Raw genomic sequence first — 18572 nt, 5'->3', positions numbered from 1 at the left:
GTTCATCCGAGTGGCTGTCAACCACTCGATGATGCTGCCCCCGTGCCCTATGGCGTAACGTTTCGGCGAACGATCGCAGCTCGGCATCCACCGTTTCAGCCAACCTTGATCACAACCTTGCCGAATGGCCCGCGTGCCAAATGTTCGTAAGCCTCGCGTGCTTGTTCGAACGGGTACACGTGGTCGATCACCGGACGGATGTGGTGGGTGTTCAGGAACTCGTTCATCCGATCGAAAGACGATCTCGGCGCCACGGCGATCCCGCGAATGGTGGTTTGGCGGAAGATCAACGGCATCAGGTTCAGGCTCGTGGTCTGCCCTGTGAGAAAGCCGATCTGGGCAATCTTGCCGCCCACTCTGGTTGCCTGGACGGATTCGTTGATGCCGTCGCCGCCAGCAACGTCCAGGAGCAGATCCACACCTTTGCCGTCGGTGAGCTTCAATACCTCCGCCGCCCAGTCTGGAGTTTTACGGTAGTTGACCCCGGCCACTGCGCCCAGCTTGATCACCGAGTCGAGGTTTTCGTCACGGCTGGATGTGATGATGACTTTGGCGCCCAGTGCCATTGCAATCTGCGCGGCGAAAATCGAGACACCGCCCGTGCCTTGCACTAGGACGGTTTGGCCAGCTTCGATTTGCCCGAAATCCACCAGCGAGTACCAGGCGGTCAGCGCCGCAATCGGGAGAGTCGAAGCTTCCTCGTCGCTCATGTCATCTGGGGCACGAACTGCGCTGTCTTCATGGATGATCATGAATTCTGCCAGGCCGCCGGGCAGCGGAGAGCCGAAGCAATAGTCGGGTTCGTCGTGAGCCGGCATGCCATCGAGCCAATGTGAGTAGAGGTGCGAGTTGACGCGATCACCCACGACGAAACGGCTTACGCCCTCGCCCACGGCTACGACGGTACCCGCAGCGTCGCTGACCGGAATCAGAGGCTTGGGTACCGTGTGCGGCTCGTAGATACCATCGACGATTGCCTTGTCGCGGAAATTCAAGGACACGGCACCGACCTTGACCAGCAGCTCGCCGGCTTTCGGGGTAGGCGTTTGAGCTTCACTCTGTTTCAGGTGATCCAAACCAAAATCGTGCAGCAACCACGCTTTCATGGTTTTACTCCGAGCGATGTAGGGCGTGCCGAGTCATTCGGCCGTGCCCGAGCTGGGGAGCATTGTTCACGCTGCACGGATCAGGATAAATATCGATGGGAATACAAGATTGTTATTCGGAAAATTACAATAGGGACCTGAGCGCACCGCGGCGCAGTGTATTGTTGCAGTAATGCAACCGTGCGGATCAAGCACTCAGCCCGATAATTGGTAGGCGAAGGCCCTGACTATGAACATGATCGAGGCGATGGAGATCTATGTGGCCGTTGTTGAGCGCGGCAGTTATACCCGCGCTGCCGAGTCCCTGAGGCTGCACCGACCCGCGCTCTCCAAAGCCATTCAGAACCTCGAACGGGAGCTGAACGTGCAGCTGCTTCATCGCACGACACGCAGGATTCACGTAACTCCTGAAGGAGAGGAATTCTACGACCGGTGCAAGCAGCTGCTGGCGGACCTCTCGGACACCGTTGCCTGGTTCTCCCCTGATCGCCCTCCCCGCGGCCAGCTTCGTGTCGATGTGCCGATCACGCTCGCGAAAGCGTTCATCATTCCGTCTCTTCCAGCGTTTCGCGTGGCGTATCCCGAGATAGAGTTGATACTGGGCTCCACGGATCACCAGGTCGATTTGATCGCCGAAGGCGTGGACTGCGCTGTCAGGTTGGGGGAGCTGGACTCTTCGAGCCTGGTGGCCAAGCGAATCGGAGCGGTTTCCATGGTCACCTGCGCTGCGCCCGCCTATCTGTCGCAGTACGGCACGCCGTCAACCCTCGATGATCTGGCTGATCACTTGGCAGTCAACTTTCTGATAGATCACCGCCGACAAATCATGCCGTGGAAATTCCAGGGCGGTGCAGAGCCCGTCTCGATAACGTTGCGAAGCGGCATCGTAGTGGATGACTCCGAGGCCTTTCTTTGCTGTGGGCTGGCGGGGTTGGGACTGCTCCAGGGACTGCGCCCTTCCCTTCAGGCACATATCGATTCCGGTGAGCTGATCGAGATTTTGCCTCACCTGCAGACCCTTCCCAAACCCGTATCGCTACTGTTCACCGACCGTAAATATCGTTCACCGAAAGTGCGCGCCTTCATGGACTGGCTAGTCGCTATCTTCGATGAGCAGGGCATGACGGGATAAGCCCGCGCAGCGCTATAACCACCGCACCGCGCACGCTGGCCGCTATCACTAGCTCATCCAGTTACCCCCATCGACGTTGTAGGTTTGCGCGACGATGTAATCGCTCTCCGAGCCGGCCAGGAAAATTGCCATCCCCACCAGATCTTCGGCGGTGCCCATGCGTCCGAACGGCACTTCGAGCCCGACCAGCCTCTTTTTCTCACCCAGTGGGCGGTTTTCGTGCTTGGCGAACAACGCATCGACGCCGTCCCAATGCTCCCCATCCACGACCCCGGGAGCGATCGCGTTCACATTGATCTTGTCCTTGATCAGGTTCAGACCAGCCGATTGCGTGAGGCTGATGACCGCGGCCTTGGTGGCACAGTAGACACCAACCAGGGCTTCGCCGCGGCGACCGGCCTGGCTGGCCATGTTAATGATCTTTCCGCCCTGACCTTGCGCGATCATTTGCTTGGCTGCGGCCTGAAGGGTAAACAGCGTGCCGCTGACGTTGATCGCAAACAGCTTGTCATAGCTCTCCCGAGTGATCTCGGTGATCGGCGCAAGATCGAACAACGCGGCATTGTTCACCAGGATGTCGAGTTTGCCGGCATGGGCGACGACAGCGCCAATCGCCGCGTCAATGGATGCCTGCTGGGTCACGTCCATCTCCACTGCATAAGCCTGCTCACCCAGCTCGGTCGCCGTCGCCTGGGCGCGCTCCAGGTTGATGTCGGCGATTGCCACGGTTGCGCCCTCGCGAATGTAGGCCTGGGCAAAAGATCGACCGATACCGCGCGCGGAGCCGGTGATCAGCGCACTTTTTCCTTCAAGACGTTTCATGGGATTTACCTCTGATTGCGGGGCGGCCTTGTCGGCAAGCCCGCCGGATTGGAATCGAGCTGCGCGCGACACCCGCCGGCATCAGGCCGGCGAGTGTCTTGGGCCAGCTACTTCTTGGGGTAGCCGGCTCGCTTCATCTCACGCTCGGTGGTGGACTGAGCCGACGCCAAGGCCTGATCCACGGACATCTGGCCGGTCAACGCCGCGGAGAACAGCTTGCCTACAGAGGTACCGATCGACTGGAACTCCGGTATCACGACGTACTGGATGCCCACGTACGGCACCGGCTTGGCCGAGGGTTGGGAAGGATCGGCGTGCTTCATCATCTGCAATGTGACTTGAGCAAACGGCGCTGCCTTGAGGTAGGCATCGCTGTAGGTCGAGAGACGCGTACCGGGTGGGACGTTGGTGATGCCATCCTTGTCGGTGACCAGCTGAATGTATTCCTTGGAGGTGGCCCAGGTGACGAAGGATTTGGCGGCGTCCTTGTGCTTGGATGTTGCAGGGATCGCCAATGACCAGGCGTACAGCCAGGACGAGCCCTTGTCGGTGACTTCAGTCGGTGCAGGCGCGAAGCCCACGCTGTCGACCACCCTGCTCTGTTCCTTATCCGTGGTAAAAGAGCCAGCTACGCTGGCATCCACCCAGATCGCGCATTTTCCGCTGTTGAACAGGGCCAAGGTCTCGTTGAAGCCATTGCTGGACACGCCAGGAGGACCGTATTTTTTCAGCGTATCCACATAGAACGTGGCGGCTGCCTTCCATTCCGGGCTATCGAGTTCGGGTTGCCATTTTTCATTGAACCAGCGCGCACCGAAGGCATTGGCCATGGTGCTCAGCAGCGCCATGTTTTCACCCCAGCCGGCCTTGCCGCGCAGGCACATGCCGTACTGATCCCTGGACGGATCGTTGAGCTTGGCGGCGAACTCACCCAACTGTGACCAGGTAGGTTTTTCAGGCATGGCCAAGCCGGCGGCCTTGAACAGATCCTTGCGGTAGTAGGTAACGGTGCTTTCCCCGTAGAAAGGCAATGCGTACAGGGTGTTGTTGACGGAAAGACCCTGGCGAACTGCCGGGAAGAGGTCATCGACGTCGTAACCGGCCGGGAGATCGTTCATAGGCTCCAGCCAGTTTTTCGCGCCCCACAGCGGCGTCTCATAGGTGCCGATGGTCAACACGTCGAACTGGCCGCCCTGGGTTGCGATGTCGGTCGTCAGGCGTTGGCGCAGTACGTTCTCTTCGAGTACGACCCAGTTGAGTTTGATGTCGGGGTGCTGCTGCTCGAAGACTTTGGACAGCCGCTGCATTCGGATCATGTCGCCGTTGTTGACCGTCGCGATCGTCAAGGTCTCGGCGGCGTGGCTGGCAAGGGCGAATGACAGACCAGCAGAAAGGACGAGCGCATTCGTAATCTTCATGGGGCTCTCCGCTCCAGGCCGGTTCGACCGGAGCCGTTATTGTTGTTGTGACCTCTGCTGCCAGCTACTGCCTCGGCACCAGCGCTGTACGAGCCGATTAGATCAGCTTCAAAATGGCCCCTCAAACGAATGGCGGACGTCGAATCGATACTTTTTTGATCGCCAGGCCATGGGCAGGTATCGATCAAAAAAGTATCGACCGGATGGGATTGCAGGGGCTATCCGATGAGCGCGAGACCGGCGTATCGTGAGTGCACTCGATCCAGAAAACAAAAAAGGCGATCAGATGCCTGATAACCGAGCCGCTCTGTTCGAGCATCGTCCCGCCGATCTCGAGGTCATTCTCCCAGGGCCTGACCAGAGCTTTCGATGGTATGAACACGACTACCCGTATGATCTTGCGCGCTGGAATCATCATCCCGAGTATGAAATCCACCTGATCCGGCAAGGTAGCGGCAAACTGTTGGCGGGCGACTACATCGGCCCCTTCTGCGCCGGCCATGTCGCGCTGATCGGCCCTGGCCTGCCTCATGACTGGATGGGGGACGTAGCGCCAGGCGAGCTTATTGCGGGTCGTGATGTGGTTCTGCAGTTCGATGGTGCCAGCCTGCTCAACCTTCGAGGGTCGTTGCCTGAGCTATCGCAGCTGAAAACGCTATTGGAGGCGGCACAGCGCGGGATCGAGTTCACCGGCGCCACGGCCAGAGAAGCGGCCCTGCTGCTTGAACGCATTGGCGAGGCTCAGGGCTTGCAGCGGCTGATAGGCTTTCTGCAGTTGCTGGATACACTCGCCAAAGCCCCCAAAAGTGATATCCGGGTATTGGCGAGCGCGTACTACTCGCCGTCGTTGGATGCGCGCAGTTCCGAGCGCATCAACCAGGCTTTCGACTATCTGATCAATGAACTCACGTCCGATCTTCGCCTGTCGGTGATAGCCCAGCGCGTCGGAATGAGTGAGGCTGGCTTCTCGCGATTCTTCAAACGAATCACGGGCCATGGGTTCATCGATCTGATGCGCAAGTTGCGCATTCAGCGCGCCTGCCGGCTTCTTGTCCAAACCAGGCTCTCGGTCGCCGAGATCTGTTTTGAGGTCGGCTACGAGAACGTATCCAACTTCAACCGGCACTTCCGGCATGAGATGAATCAGACGCCCAGTGACTATCGGCGCACGACGGCGGTGGCACTGTTCAATCGCGAGGGGCTCAAGCCCGCTCATTCTTCGGCGTGTCCATCACGATATAACTCGTGATCGAGGAGACATGCGGCAGTGTACCCAGCACATCATTGTGGAACGTCTTGTAAGCCTTCATATCGGCCAGCTCCACCCGCAGCAGGTACTCAATGGTCCCTGTGACAGTGTGAAACTCCACTACATCCGGACACGCGCTGATTGCGCGCTCGAAGGCGCGAAGGCTGTCTTTGGTGTGATGGGAAAGCCCTACCGTTACGTAGGCCACGAACCCTGCCCCAAGCCGGGACCGATCAATCACTGCGCGATAGCCGGTGATGACGCCGGACCGTTCCAGCTCCTGCACCCTTCTCAAGCAGGCGGAGGCCGATAAACCGACCCGTTCGGCCAGCTTCAAGTTGGTCTGCCGCCCGTCCCGCGTCAGCTCCTGCAATATCCTTCGGTCTATCTGATCAATATCAGCCATTTGTTGCGTAGCCACTTTCAAAAGAAACCATTATGCAACCAATCACCGGCTGCAACGCCATAAAATTGATCTACTTTCCTCAGGCGTTATGCATCATGACTGACCTTGCCTTGCTCATTCCCTTTCTGATTTTCGCAATCGTAATGACGGGTACTCCCGGCCCCAACAACGCCATGGTACTCATCTCAGGCGCGAAAGTAGGTGTAACGCGGACCATGCCACTGGTGATGGGTATCGCCTTGGGCGTCAGCTTGCAATTCGTGTTGCTGGGGCTGGGCCTGGGAGCGATGTTCGACGCGGTGCCCCTGCTTCACACCATCCTGGGAGTGGTCGGTGCCGCTTATATTCTCTGGCTGTCCTGGAAGATCGCCACCAGCGGCCCCCTTGAAATCGGCGAAGAGAACCGCCCGCCGATGGGGCTGTTCGCAGGCGCGGCTTTCCAATGGATCAACCCGAAAGCGTGGGCGCTTTCAATCAGTGCGTCCGCGACCTACATTCCTGCCGAAAACCACGTCCTGAATCTTTGCCTGGCCGGTGCAATGCTGGCGATTCTATCGACCGTGTGCGTCGGTGTCTGGGCGGTTGGCGGGGTCGCGCTGCGGCAGGTACTCACACGGCCCAATTATGCACTGGCGTTCAACGTTTCCATGTCCATTATCTTGATACTCACCACCATGCCCGCGATTCTACGACTGGCCATCTAATAAGCCGGCCTCGACGGTGCCCGACCCTCTGCATCAGCTTTCCTTGGAGACGCCCGCCCATCGGCGCTGTCACAAGGTGACACACCGGGAGACAGCCACCATGAACGAAATCCAAGCAGGCGCACTCAACGTAGCGTATCTAGACGTCGGCCCCACCGATGGGCCGACAGTCCTGCTCCTTCATGGCTTTCCATACGACGTCCATGCCTATGACGAGGTCGCCAGCAGTCTTGTTGCGGCAGGCTGCAGATGCGTGATTCCCTTTCTGCGTGGTTACGGCGGCACTCGCTTCGTGTCCGCCAGTACCCCTCGCTCAGGTGAGCAGGCAGCCTTGGGCGCTGACCTGCTTGCACTCATGGACGCACTGAACATCGAGCAAGCGGTGCTCGCGGGCTACGACTGGGGTGGCCGTGCCGCGTGTGTGGTGTCTGCCCTGTGGCCCGCGCGAGTGATTGGCTTGGTCAGCTGTGAACCCGGCTACAACATCCAGGACATTGCAAATGCCGGCAGTCCTGTCGCACCTGAAGCGGAGCATCGTCTGTGGTATCAGTATTACCTGCACAGTGCCCGAGGTTACGCAGGGCTTGAGGCTAATCGGGAGGCTTTCTGCAAGCTGTTGTGGAAACAGTGGTCGCCTACCTGGGACTTCAGCGATCAGGCGTTTTCACAGTCTGTGCAATCCTTCCACAACCCAGACTTTGTGGATGTCGTGACCCATTCGTACAGACACCGCTTTGGCCTGGTCGACGGCGATCCGCAGTACGCGGCCATTCAGGAGAAGCTCGCCGAGCAGCCTCGCATCGCCGTACCCACGGTGATATTGGCGGGCGCCGACGACGGGGTCACACCGCCTCAGGACGAGGAACAAGCGCTACGCAAATTCTCTGGCCCCGCGCGCCGAGTGATGCTTAAGGGTGTGGGGCACAATGTTCCTCAGGAGGCACCGGTTGATTTCGCGCAGGCGGTCATGAGCTTGCTTCGACCTGCTGGAGATCGGGCGGGATCGGGGCCAAGAGACGACTAAGGCTGGCATTCAGTCTGCAGCCTCTCAGCCTCGGACCAGCCCCGGCCCTCACCACTGATAACTCACCGAACCGACAACACTGCGCCCATCGCCATACCGGCAGGCGGTGGTACACGACAGATACGTTTCGTTGGCCAGGTTCTGTGCCTTCGCCGCGAGCTGCCAGTGCTCGTCCACGTCGTAGCTCACTCGTGCGTCGAAGCGGGTGTAGGCCGGGATCTTGCGGTCCGTGACGGTGGGCGTGGTGCGGGTAGTGCCGATGTACAGGGCGCCCGCGCCGACCTTGACTTGCGGTAGGCCGAAGGCCGCCAGACGATAGTCCGCCCAAAGCGACGCGTTGTGGTACGGCACGCCCTCCAGGCGTTTACCGACGTTGCTCACAACGTTGTCCTCCAGCACATGGGCATCGGTATAGGTGTAGGCCGCCGTCATGCTGAGGTTGTCGCCCAGGTCGGTCTTGGCTTCCAGCTCCAGCCCCTTGGAGCGGCTCTTGCCGTACTGCTCGTACTGGCCGGCCAGAGCGTCGTAGGTGATCGCGTTGGTCTGGGTCAGGTGATAGACCGCCGCGCTGAGCAAGGTGTTGCTGCCCGGTGGCTGATAACGTACGCCCACCTCGTACTGCTCCCCTTCGATCGGATCGAACGTCGCCGTGACACCCGGGTTGGCAACGTCGGCCGGCTGGAACGACTGGCTGTAACTCACATACGGCGCGACACCGTTATCGAACAGATAGAGCAGCGCGACGCGAGCCGTCGGTTTGCGGTCGCTACGCGGGGTGCGGGCGCCGTTGACGAAGGAGTAGTTGCGACTTTCTGCCCAGTCCTGACGGCCACCCAGCAGGAACACCCAGTGCTCATCGAAGGTGATCTGGTCTTGCAGGTAGACGCCTACCTGGCGGCTGTGAATGTCCCAGCCCGACTCCGGCGCCGTGTTGGCGCCTACGCCGGTGTAGGCGAAAGTCGACAGATCGAGGCTGGGTGCCAACTGCGGCACAGTGACACTGATGTGGCGGTGGGTGTCGTAGGTCTTGTGGTAGTAGTCCATCCCCGCCAACAGGGTATGACGCCAGCGGCCAGCGTCGATCTTCCATTCCACGTTGTTGTCGCTGGTCCAGCCGGTGGAGCGCTCTTCGCGCTCGCTGTAGCGCCGGCGCAGGGTGTCGCCTGCAATACTGAACGGCAGCAGGTAGTTCCACGACACGTTGGACTGGTAGTAACGCAGGGCGTGGCGGACCTTGAGGCTGTCACTCAGGCGATGTTCGAAGAGATAGCCCAAGGTGTCGATACGGCTGTTGAAATGATCGTAACCGGGCTCGCCGACGAAATCGTCACGGCCAATCTTGCGCCCCGGCCCTGGGCTGTAGGTGGTCATGGCGTAGGTCAGCGGTGGCGTCAGGCCGGTCAGCGCTTCGGTATGGGCCGCGAGCACGGTGAGCGAGGTGTCCTCGTTCGGGGTCCAGGTGAACGAAGGGGCGATGTAGCGCTTGTCGTCGCGGATGTGGTCCACCTGGGTGTCGGCGTCGCGCCACAGGCCGTTGAGGCGATAGGAAAACTCACCCTGCTCGTCCACCGGGCCACCCAGATCGAAGGTGTATTGCTGGCGATCGTGGCTGCCGTACTCGGCGCTCACACGGTGTACCGGGGTTTGCGTGGGACGCTTGCTGACTGCGTTGATCACGCCTCCCGGCGACAACTGCCCGTACAGCACCGACGATGCGCCCTTGAGCACCTCGGCCCGCTCCAGACCGAACGGCTCGATGCCACCATCGTAAACGCTGGACTGCAATTTCATGCCGTCGAGCAACATGCCGCCGGTGCCGGAGCCGACGTTGAAGCCGCGCAGGGTGTAGTCGTCCGCCACCCGGCTGAAGCCGTTGGGCTGGCTGACGAATCCAGGGGTGTAGCCCAGGGCATCGGCCAGGGTGTCACTCTTGCGGTCGTCCATTTCAGCGCGGGTGACCACGGAAACCGACTGCGGTGTTTCGATCAGGGGCGTATCGGTCTTGGTCGCACTGGACGCGCGCTTGGCCACATAGCCGTAGACCGGACCGTAGGCCGATTCGCGGTCGGAGGTGGCATCGATGTTCGATACCCCGAGGGTCAGGGCGCCGGTCTCGGGCTGCACGCTCAGTGCGCCGCTGGCGCTGATCAGCAGCGAGAGCCCGGTGCCTTGCAACGCCTGCTCAACGGCCTGTTCGGCCGTGAATTGGCCAGCAACGGCATGGGCCCGCCGCCCGGCGACGTCGTCAGGCACGAACACCACCTGACGGCCGCTGCGTTGTCCGATCGCCAACAGGGTTGCCTCCAGGGGGCCTGCCGGCAAGGCGTACGACTGCCGCACGGCGGCACTGACTGGCTCTGCGGCGAAGGTGTGGTTTACAGGCACGGCAACGATGCTGACAGCAACGAACATCGGGCAAAGGAGCTGGGGACGCATGGATGGATGACCCTCGGTGACAGGACGGAACAGCTGCAAACGGCACAGCACTGTCTTGCTTGTGCGATGAGTCTCGAAATTATTAAGGGCCGGGCTGAAAAAAAGTGGCTGGCGTGTATCAGGCCAGGGTTACGCGAGTCCAGAAGCCAAACACCCGCTCGACGCGCAGCGGCAAGACATCGGCCATGGCTGCCAGTGCCTGTTCACTGTGATCGAGGCTGAACACGCCGGAGATCTTCAGCCGGGCAGCTTCGGGGCTGAGGGTCAGTACGCCTCGGTGATAAGGCCGCAGGGCGTCGATCACCGTTGCGAGGGCATGGTTGCGGGCTTCCAGGCGGCCCTGAGACCAGGCGTCGGCGCGCTCGGCAGGCGTGCTGATGATCTCGATGCCCGAGGCGGTCAGGCGAGCCCCCTGCCCTTGCGTCAACATCATCTGCGAGCCATTGCGGTGGGTTACCCGCAGGCTGTGACGCAACGCCCAGACCCGACTCTGATCAGCATCGAGCATCATCATGCAGCGTCCCTCGGCCATGCTCGCAATCCCCTGCCGGGAACACAGGCGCAGGTCATCCCGCTGGCTGGCCAGCACCTCGGCGATCACCCCGCCCTCCAGCAATTCAACATCGCGCCTGCGCCCTTCGAAATGCAGGTTGACCGCGCTTTGGGCATTGAGCAGTAACGACGAACCGCCCGGCAGAGGGATGCGCTCGCGCTGGGCAGTGCCGGTGCTCAGGTCGGCACGCAGCCTTGCCAGTTGCCAGCCAGGCGTCAGGCAGTAGCTACCGGCCGCGAGCCCACCCAATCCCAGCGCCCCCCGGAGCAAGGCCCGACGACGGACAGGCCGGTCCTTGGCCAAGGTTCGTCCAGACAGCCCGTCGACACCGGCGAACGTGGCCTGCAGCCGCTGCTGCAGTTGCTGCCAGGCGTGCTGATGCTGTGGGTCCGCAGCCAACCACTGTTCGAAGGTGCGCTGCTGCTGGGCATCGAAATACCCGGAGCGCTGGCAGGCCATCCAGTCGATGGCCTCTTGCACGGCATTGGGTAGGGCCGCGTTCATGCGCGCGCCTGGAAACAGGCGCGCAGTCCCTGGACCACGTACTGGTGGACCCGAGGCGCGGATACGCCGAGTTCGCGGCCTATGTCGGCGTAGGTTCGTCCATCGAGCTGGCTGTACAGAAACGCCGCACGGGCGCGCGACGACAGCCCTTCCAGCACACGATCGATTTCGACCAGGGCTTCGATGGCCAGCGCCTGCTGCTCCGGGGAAGGCACGAACTGCTCAGGCTCGCAGGCCAGAGCATCCAGATAGGCCCGCTCCAGATCACGCCGGCGCCAACTGGCGTACATCAATCGCTTGGCAATGGTGGTCAACAGCGCCCGTGGCTCGCGAATCGCATGGGGGTCGTCCAGTGCCACCACATGGACGAAGGTTTCCGAGGCCATGTCCGCTGCATCACTGGGGCAGCCCAATCGGGCTCGCAAGCGGTCGAACAGCCAGCCGTGATGATCGCCGAACAGTTGGTGGAGCAGGCTTTGCCGGGCCGTCTGGTTGACGCAGGCGACGCTGGGATGGGCTGCCATGGCGAGAGTCACTAATGGGAATGGTTATCGATTCTGACAAATCCAGTCCAATCCCGCAATGCAACTTGCTTCCTGACAACCTCTCGATTCCCTCCTCCGCCCGTTCGCTGGCTTTGCGATGCACTTGAACCATCTGGATAGGCTATTTCTCTCATGAACACGCCCGCCTCCCTATTGGATTCAGATCATGCGCGACAAGACTTCTTTCATCTTCGACCTCGACGGCACCTTGACCGACAGCGTTTACCAGAACGTCGCCGCCTGGAAGGAAGCGCTGGACGCCGAGGGCATCCCATTGGCCATGTGGCGAATTCACCGCAAGATCGGCATGAGCGGCGGTTTGATGCTGAAAAACCTGAGCCGAGAGACCGGCCTGGATCTGAGCGAGCAACAGGCGCAGCGACTGGGCGAATTGCACGCCCAGGCCTACGAAAGACTGCAAGGCCAGATCATTGCGCTGCCTGGCGCGGTCGAGCTGCTGGATAAACTCGACAGTGAAAACCTCTCCTGGTGCATCGCCACCAGTGGAGAGGTGGCCACGGCTGACATCAACTTGAAGGCATTGGGCCTCAAGAGTCATGAGATCAACCTGGTAACTCGCGACGACGTCAAGCAGGGCAAACCTGACCCAGCGTTGTTCATTGCCGCCGCCGACAAGCTGGGCGTGCCGATTGACGAATGCCTGGTGGTGGGCGACGCCATCTGGGACATGCTTGCCGCGCGGCGGGCCAAGGCGCTGGGCATCGGCCTGCTGTCCGGTGGCTACGATATCAGCGAGTTGGAACGGGCCGGGGCCCTGAGGGTGTATGCCGACCCTCTGGACCTGCTGAATCACCTGGACGAAGTGACGACGTTTGAATAGCCAGGAACGCCGTAGAGGGTGATCAACCCGTCAGTCATAGGCAAACTGATCCACCAACCCAAGGCGGGGAATTCGCGTGCCCGGGCGCAGTAACGCGCCGGGGGCGACGACGGCATTCGCGCCGATCTTGCAGTCGTCGCCCACCAAGGCGCCGAACTTGCGGACACCCAGCTCGATGACAGCGCCTTCGAAACGAATCCTGATAGGCGCTCCATCCAGTTCGTTACGGTAGTTGGCGATGATCGCGCCGGCTTCGATATTCACCCGCTCCCCAATGATCGAGTCACCCACGAAGTTGAAATGGGCCAGTTTGCTGCCGGCCAGCATGAAACTGCTTTTGAGCTCGCAACTGGGCCCTACGATGCAGTCGCTGCCCAGGTAGACCCCGCCCCGCAGGTATGCACCTGCAGCAACGAAGCAGCCTGGACCGATGATGATGGCACCCTTCAATACGGCGCCCTGCTCGACGATAGCCGTTTCGTGGACAGCTTGATCGCCGTCGCGGCGATAACCCGGGCCCAGCCTGGACAGCAACGCCAATACATGACTTTCGCAATCTTGGGTAATCAGCCAGGCCGCGTCGGGCGCAAGGCCCAACGCCGGCCAGCCTGGGATGAACGTGGGAATCTCGGGCAAGTCCATTTTGCATCTCTGATCTCAAGTGAGACCTGAGTGTACACCCAGAGCATCGTCCGACTTGATCAAGTGCGCCGTGCGCTGCCCGCGATGACTCGACTACCGACGGTTCCCCGCTCTGGAGGCGTCAGCCAAGGGGTGCGTCGCGCAGGAACAGCGACTCCACCTCGGTGGTCACCTGATTCACCGCGCCCAGGTACTCGATCAGTTCTGCCGCGCGACTGCCTCGCAACCCCGCCGTGGTGATCACCCCTTCGAAAACGTAGGTGTAGACACCTGACACCGCGAAGGCCTTCAGCTGCGCGATGTGGGCGGCCTGGGCCTGCAAGGTGTTTTGATACGCGTCGCTGGCGAAGAATCGTCTTCGAGCCAAGGGGTTTTCGAAGGCTATCTCGATGATTGCCAACTCTGCGCGTATCGGTGTGGCCGTATGGGCAACATCTGGCGACGGTGGATGCTCGCCGTCGTTCACAAATGGCGAGCACAGGTGAAGACGAACCTTCTCGACGGTCTCATCCTCGGCAAGCTTGGGCCCCAAATCCTCGCGCAGATAGGTATGGAGGTCTTCGAGGCTGCCACGGGGGCCCAGATGGAGGTGGATGCGGTCTGCTTGGTCGCGTCCATTCACGGCTTCGTCATGCAGATGATTGCTCAGCGTCAGCGATCCAGTCGGCAGATCGTAGGCGAGCGTTTCGTCGAACATGTTCTGTTCATCGCTGAACAGAATGGAACTTGCCTGTTTGAAGCGCTCCTGCTCGGTGGCCGCCATGAAGCCAATCTCTACCCCACCGTCTAGTTCGTAATCCGGAATCTGGGTGATGCCTGGCGCCAGTGGCCATAGGTGAGCATCCTGTTCACGGGAGAAATGATGCTGAATGTACAGGCCTAGCCCGGGGAGCCTCGCACAGAGGGGGCCATGCACATCGCGCCAGTAGGTGGCGAAGACATCGTGAGGCACACGTTCCCGGCGCTTTACTGTGGTGTAGCTATTGATTTCGATCATCCGCCGTTCCTTTCCGAGTACATCAACTTGAGTACTGGATATGAGCGGAGCGCAGCCGTCATGGTTCAAGCGCAAATCCAACGCCTGGGTAGTCGAAAGCTGGCGCGGGCCGAAGCACTTTCCTGCAGGCGATAAAAAACCCGCCGAAGCGGGTTCTTTTCTGTTATCAAAACCATTCCAACATCCTGTCGGTAGCCTCCAGGCAATGGTTGATCGTCCGTGACCTCCGAGAGCGTCCGGCCTCTCAGTTGATGGCTCTATTAAATCCAAAGCCTTTGCGTGAGCCTATGGCTGCGGTCGCAAAGATTTGTAAGACATTCGCTATAGGTAACGAGATACCGGTTGCTCAGTCCAGCAGATCGGCCGGCACTTTACCGCCGTTCTCGGCCAGCTTCTTCATCACCGCCGAATGCAACCAGATGTTCATGGCGGCCGAGTCGTCAGTGGAACCGGTGTAGTGCAATTCCTCAGCCAGCTCTTTGCGAGCCGTCAGGCTGCTGTCCATATCCAGGAGCTTGAGCAGATCGACGATCGAGGTGCGCCAGTTGAGTTCTGCCGAACTCTGGCCAGCCAACGTCTCGAGTTTCTGGGCGACGTCGACCTCGCTGATCGCGGTGGCCGCAGGTGTGGCGCCGGAAGAAACGCTGGTGGTGGCGTCGGTCGGCGCCGGTGTCCCAGTAGGTTCAGGGGCTGGGGGTGCTTGTTCGTGTTTGTTCAATCCCAGTTTTTCTAGAATCGTGCTGAAGAAACTCATTGGATATCTCCGTAATGAAAGGCCCGCAGCCGATGGCCCGCAGGTGACTTAAGAACGGACTGGTGCAAGCCGGTAAAAGTTTGAACGGATGTGTCCCTGTTCGATTTTAGGGTTCGATTCAAGTGGCCCGGACGATCTGCGTGGGTAATGTCACCTTCCCTCGGGACCGTCTGAAATCCTGGGGCGTCGCTGTTGTCCCATGCGCACAAGCGCCAGGAGCACCATCCATTGAGAACCATTCAAGCAAGCTGTACGCATAGGCTGTGCGGCGTCGGTCCAGCCATATGAATCCCACCACCCCTGATGGCCGCTATTTTGTGATCAAAGGCCAACTGTGGCGCTGTAGCAATCCGTCACTTGGAGAAGAAGATCGGGCGCGCCTGGTAAAGGACCTCATGAACGGTCGCCGAGCGGTAAAAGCGGCCAAGGCATCGGGTGATGCTGCTCAAATGAAGGCAGCAAGGGCTGTCGTTCAAACCGCAAAAGTGGCACTGGGCGAACGCGGTCCAGTGTGGTGGAACGACGGCAGTGCGGATTGGAACCGCTATCAGGTGGCCAATACACCCTACGCGGACTGGTTTCGCGCATTGGACGCGGGTGATACTGAACCCGGTAAATGATAAACGGCACCGTGGCACCCTTCAGTTTTAGTGCCGTCTGCCGATAGCATGGCATTGAACCGTAGCTTGACGCTGCGGCGTTGCAAATTTCACCGTCTCGGTACCCGAATATGCCTGACCAACCTGCCGTTCTCCCCTTTCGAGCCCTGGGCTGCGCCGAGTGCAGAAACCACGAAGCCCTGGGCTTCGATTTCACCATGGCTTTCCAGCCGATCTTCAATGTGCGTACACGCCAGCCGTTCGCTTACGAGGCGCTGGTGCGCGGTCTGAATGGGGAGTCGGCTTTCTCGATTCTGAGCAAGGTCACCGAAACCAATCGCTACCGGTTCGATCAGGCCTGCCGCGTCAAGGCGATCGAAGAAGCGGCCCGGCTGGGCCTCCCGGCGATTCCTGGCTGCCTGCTCAGTATCAATTTCCTGCCTAACGCGGTTTATCGGGCCGAAACCTGCATTCGTGCCACGCTGGAAGCCGCGCGGCAATTCGAGTTCCCGTTGGACAGACTGATGTTCGAGGTGACCGAGGGTGAGCAAGTGGTCGATCCCGATCATCTCAAGTCGATCTTCGCCGAATACCAACGCCAGGGCTTTACCACGGCTATCGATGACTTTGGCTCGGGCTATTCGGGTCTGAACCTTTTGGCCATGTTCCAGCCCGGTGTTCTGAAAATCGACATGGCGCTGACGCGGGACATCGACAAGAACCCCACCAAGCAAGCCATTGTGGAAGGCATCGTACTGGTGGCGAACCGGTTGAACATCGTCGTCATCGCCGAGGGTGTCGAAACCCGTGAAGAGAGTGCTGCGATCCTGGAACTGGGTATCGAGTTGATGCAAGGCTATCTGTTCGCCCGGCCAGTGATAGGCGAACTGTCGCCTGGCCGGTTTGACTGATTCCCCCAGTGATTCGATTACCTAGGGCGAACCCATGCTGTATGTCGTGATGTTGGGCGGGAAACATCCCAAAGCGAAGATCGAAGTACACGATGTGGTGTTCGTGGTGGCCGATAGCCTGGAAGCCACCTATCCACAGCTGCGCGAAGCCTGGTTCGGCAGCGCCAAGGGCGTGCATATCGACTCGTGGATGATGGTAGACGGCATCGAACACTGGAAAGTGGAACTCAGCCCCCTGGCACCGTCGCCGGACTCCGTTCGACTGTACTTCATCAACCTGGGCGGCTACGAACGGCAGGTGTTTGGCGAGGCCCATCACTATCTGCTGGTAGCTGCCGCAAACCGTAAAGAGGCTATGGCCAAAGGAAAGCGCCAGATGCTGACGCACTGGACACAGCCACATACCGACGCGGTGCTGGATGTAGACGACTGCCTGCCTATCGACTCAGTCGGTGGCCGCTACGTGCATCTGGTAGACGCGGCACATCGGGGCGTGGTTCAGCGCAACGACTACATCGTCCTTCCCTGAGCGGCTGCTTCACGGCGTTCGGTTTGAATGGAGCGATCCAGCGCGCTGTTGATGTCGGCAACCACCTGCGCGGTTGCCTGCTCGATGGTTCCCTGGTTTCGACACAGAGTCCACCCCTGATCCGCTATGGCCGTTTCGAAGGCTTCTGTGCAGGCGACATGCTCGTTGAGCTGGTGCATGACGGTGCTGCCCAGACCTCGCGTCCGTGCCGCGGCCCTGGCCCATGAAACGTGCGGGTCGGTGATCACCCCGACCAGAAGGTCCGGGACCCGTACTTGGCGCTCCATGTTCAGCCGCAGGATGTCCGCGAAGGGGATCGTGCGGCGAAACGCGGCGTCGGACGGGTACCACCGATCCATCAGAATGATGCTGCCCGCAGGTTGCCTGGGCAGCACGTGCTGGGTAATCCAGTGCCGGCTGTCTGCCAGGCGTTGGCACACTTCCCATTCCAGGTCGCGGCTGGGATCGCGGGCAAGCCTGTTGACCAAGGCCATGGTGTCGGCCCTGAACGGGTCGCTCTTTCTTTCGCAGAGTCGGACCACTTTTCTACCGTCTGCCCGCAGGGTGTGGGTGACCGCCTCCAACAGGGTGGTCTTGCCGGTTCCCTTGGGGCCATCGACGGAAACAAACAACGCAGGGTTCATATTTCACATGACTGAGCGGTGGTGGATATGCATTCTACCGTTTTAGAGGTGCTCCAACGATTCAGGTCGCAAATCGGAGTGATGGCAATGGGCGATTACTGCGGGTGCTGGACAGGGTCGCAAGGGCGCGCTACATAAGCGTATAGCGTATGAAATAGGGAGTTGTAACCATGCGCCGGACGCTTAGGGTTTATCAGTGTCGCTGGGAAGAATCTGAATGGGTGGTGGCAGCGACGTCGCGCGCTGTCGCCGCCGAATTGATAGGGATGCCGCTGCACCAGATGAACGAGTACGGGCAGCTGTGTACTCATGTCGTGGCCCGCGCCCTGGCGCTGTCTGGACCCGGCTCGGTGTGGTGCAGGCGGCGCTGCCAGAATCCCTGGGTCATGGCTGCTCCGCCCGAGACTGGGTCGCACGGTCGCGAGGGGTTGAGTCCAAGGGCTGAGCATCCGCTGACAGGTGGGGCTAGCGCCGATGCTTGCGGCGATCCTGATGCGCCATCGGCCAGAGCCGCAGCTCCTCCTTCAGCTCGGTGACCAGCTCCGCTATGGCCCTGCTCGAGGTCAAACTGCCGATCGGGATCGCGCTTCGCGTGAGCTCGGCTTTTTTGGTCCGAGGATTGATGAGCTGGATGGTCATGGTCCTGCCCGAACCGATCGTGCATTTGCACTCGGTAGGCAGGAACGCGGACTCGAATACGTGGCGCAACTCAAGATGAGAGAGCATCGTTGCCTCACAAGGGTGGCTGGATTTTTT

20 protein-coding genes are annotated in these 18572 nt (G+C 60.3%); 8 read left to right on the top strand and 12 right to left on the bottom strand.

Annotated features, from left to right (window positions below; translation table 11 throughout):
• Nucleotides 1–95: 95 nt before the first annotated feature.
• Complete coding sequence (locus tag B3397_RS18230) at nucleotides 96–1106, bottom strand: zinc-dependent alcohol dehydrogenase family protein (protein ID WP_296252808.1); 1011 nt, start codon at nucleotides 1104–1106, stop codon at nucleotides 96–98.
• A gap of 229 nt (nucleotides 1107–1335) precedes the next feature.
• On the opposite strand from B3397_RS18230, the gene B3397_RS18225 reads away from it, so the two are divergent.
• Nucleotides 1336–2238, top strand: coding sequence for a LysR family transcriptional regulator (locus B3397_RS18225; RefSeq protein WP_296252806.1), 903 nt, complete (start codon nucleotides 1336–1338; stop codon nucleotides 2236–2238).
• Nucleotides 2239–2286: 48 nt separating this feature from the next.
• Here B3397_RS18225 and B3397_RS18220 read toward each other — a convergent pair whose 3' ends face one another.
• The gene (locus tag B3397_RS18220; protein WP_296252805.1) at nucleotides 2287–3060 is read right to left on the bottom strand and encodes an L-iditol 2-dehydrogenase; all 774 of its coding nucleotides are present in this window, start codon (nucleotides 3058–3060) and stop codon (nucleotides 2287–2289) included.
• 107 nt (nucleotides 3061–3167) lie between these two features.
• Nucleotides 3168–4478, bottom strand: coding sequence for an ABC transporter substrate-binding protein (locus tag B3397_RS18215; protein ID WP_296252803.1), 1311 nt, complete (start codon nucleotides 4476–4478; stop codon nucleotides 3168–3170).
• A gap of 286 nt (nucleotides 4479–4764) precedes the next feature.
• Between B3397_RS18215 and B3397_RS18210 the strand changes: the two genes are divergently transcribed.
• The gene (locus B3397_RS18210; RefSeq protein WP_296252842.1) at nucleotides 4765–5727 is read left to right on the top strand and encodes an AraC family transcriptional regulator; all 963 of its coding nucleotides are present in this window, start codon (nucleotides 4765–4767) and stop codon (nucleotides 5725–5727) included.
• Here the strand turns inward: B3397_RS18210 and B3397_RS18205 are convergent.
• The gene (locus B3397_RS18205; RefSeq protein WP_296252801.1) at nucleotides 5681–6133 is read right to left on the bottom strand and encodes an Lrp/AsnC family transcriptional regulator; all 453 of its coding nucleotides are present in this window, start codon (nucleotides 6131–6133) and stop codon (nucleotides 5681–5683) included. The genes B3397_RS18210 and B3397_RS18205 overlap by 47 nt on opposite strands.
• Before the next feature lie 32 nt (nucleotides 6134–6165).
• On the opposite strand from B3397_RS18205, the gene B3397_RS18200 reads away from it, so the two are divergent.
• Nucleotides 6166–6837: a LysE family translocator gene (locus B3397_RS18200; protein WP_296252799.1), complete on the top strand. Its 672-nt coding sequence runs from the start codon at nucleotides 6166–6168 to the stop codon at nucleotides 6835–6837.
• Nucleotides 6838–6937: 100 nt separating this feature from the next.
• Complete coding sequence (locus tag B3397_RS18195; RefSeq protein ID WP_296252798.1) at nucleotides 6938–7861, top strand: alpha/beta fold hydrolase; 924 nt, start codon at nucleotides 6938–6940, stop codon at nucleotides 7859–7861.
• A gap of 48 nt (nucleotides 7862–7909) precedes the next feature.
• Here B3397_RS18195 and B3397_RS18190 read toward each other — a convergent pair whose 3' ends face one another.
• The 3 genes from B3397_RS18190 to B3397_RS18180 all read right to left on the bottom strand — a co-directional run bounded on the left by B3397_RS18190 (nucleotide 7910) and on the right by B3397_RS18180 (nucleotide 11878).
• Complete coding sequence (locus B3397_RS18190) at nucleotides 7910–10297, bottom strand: TonB-dependent siderophore receptor (protein WP_296252796.1); 2388 nt, start codon at nucleotides 10295–10297, stop codon at nucleotides 7910–7912.
• Between the two features lie 118 nt (nucleotides 10298–10415).
• Complete coding sequence (locus B3397_RS18185) at nucleotides 10416–11354, bottom strand: DUF4880 domain-containing protein (RefSeq protein ID WP_296252795.1); 939 nt, start codon at nucleotides 11352–11354, stop codon at nucleotides 10416–10418.
• Nucleotides 11351–11878, bottom strand: a complete 528-nt coding sequence (locus B3397_RS18180) for a sigma-70 family RNA polymerase sigma factor (RefSeq protein WP_296252792.1) — start codon at nucleotides 11876–11878, stop codon at nucleotides 11351–11353. The genes B3397_RS18185 and B3397_RS18180 overlap by 4 nt, the downstream gene beginning before the upstream one ends.
• Before the next feature lie 187 nt (nucleotides 11879–12065).
• Here B3397_RS18180 and B3397_RS18175 point away from each other — a divergent pair, with 187 nt between their 5' ends.
• Entirely contained in the window at nucleotides 12066–12740 is a 675-nt protein-coding gene (locus tag B3397_RS18175; protein WP_296252790.1) for an HAD family hydrolase, read from the top strand.
• Nucleotides 12741–12770: 30 nt separating this feature from the next.
• Here B3397_RS18175 and B3397_RS18170 read toward each other — a convergent pair whose 3' ends face one another.
• The 3 genes from B3397_RS18170 to B3397_RS18160 form a co-directional block, all read right to left on the bottom strand.
• Nucleotides 12771–13382: a DapH/DapD/GlmU-related protein gene (locus B3397_RS18170; RefSeq protein WP_296252788.1), complete on the bottom strand. Its 612-nt coding sequence runs from the start codon at nucleotides 13380–13382 to the stop codon at nucleotides 12771–12773.
• A 121-nt stretch (nucleotides 13383–13503) separates the two neighbouring features.
• On the bottom strand, nucleotides 13504–14379 hold the full coding sequence (locus B3397_RS18165) for a hypothetical protein (protein WP_296252840.1): 876 nt from the start codon (nucleotides 14377–14379) through the stop codon (nucleotides 13504–13506).
• A 346-nt stretch (nucleotides 14380–14725) separates the two neighbouring features.
• A complete protein-coding gene (locus tag B3397_RS18160; protein ID WP_296252787.1) occupies nucleotides 14726–15133 on the bottom strand; it encodes a DUF3597 domain-containing protein in 408 nt (135 codons plus the stop codon).
• 284 nt (nucleotides 15134–15417) lie between these two features.
• Here B3397_RS18160 and B3397_RS18155 point away from each other — a divergent pair, with 284 nt between their 5' ends.
• The 3 genes from B3397_RS18155 (at nucleotide 15418) to B3397_RS18145 (ending at nucleotide 17172) form a co-directional block, all read left to right on the top strand.
• Nucleotides 15418–15753, top strand: a complete 336-nt coding sequence (locus B3397_RS18155; protein ID WP_296252785.1) for a hypothetical protein — start codon at nucleotides 15418–15420, stop codon at nucleotides 15751–15753.
• Nucleotides 15754–15863: 110 nt separating this feature from the next.
• Complete coding sequence (locus tag B3397_RS18150; RefSeq protein WP_296252783.1) at nucleotides 15864–16643, top strand: EAL domain-containing protein; 780 nt, start codon at nucleotides 15864–15866, stop codon at nucleotides 16641–16643.
• 34 nt (nucleotides 16644–16677) lie between these two features.
• The gene (locus tag B3397_RS18145) at nucleotides 16678–17172 is read left to right on the top strand and encodes a DUF1543 domain-containing protein (protein ID WP_296252781.1); all 495 of its coding nucleotides are present in this window, start codon (nucleotides 16678–16680) and stop codon (nucleotides 17170–17172) included.
• Here the strand turns inward: B3397_RS18145 and B3397_RS18140 are convergent.
• Both B3397_RS18140 and B3397_RS18135 read right to left on the bottom strand, forming a co-directional pair.
• On the bottom strand, nucleotides 17154–17816 hold the full coding sequence (locus B3397_RS18140) for a dTMP kinase (RefSeq protein ID WP_296252779.1): 663 nt from the start codon (nucleotides 17814–17816) through the stop codon (nucleotides 17154–17156). The genes B3397_RS18145 and B3397_RS18140 overlap by 19 nt on opposite strands.
• Before the next feature lie 465 nt (nucleotides 17817–18281).
• Entirely contained in the window at nucleotides 18282–18542 is a 261-nt protein-coding gene (locus tag B3397_RS18135; protein WP_296252777.1) for a DUF1652 domain-containing protein, read from the bottom strand.
• Nucleotides 18543–18572: the final 30 nt, after the last annotated feature.

The sequence above is a fragment of the Pseudomonas sp. UBA4194 genome, from assembly GCF_002379585.1.
Lineage (GTDB): Bacteria > Pseudomonadota > Gammaproteobacteria > Pseudomonadales > Pseudomonadaceae > Aquipseudomonas.
Note: the sequence above shows the minus strand (reverse complement) of the source record. Positions and strands in the feature narration are given on the sequence as shown.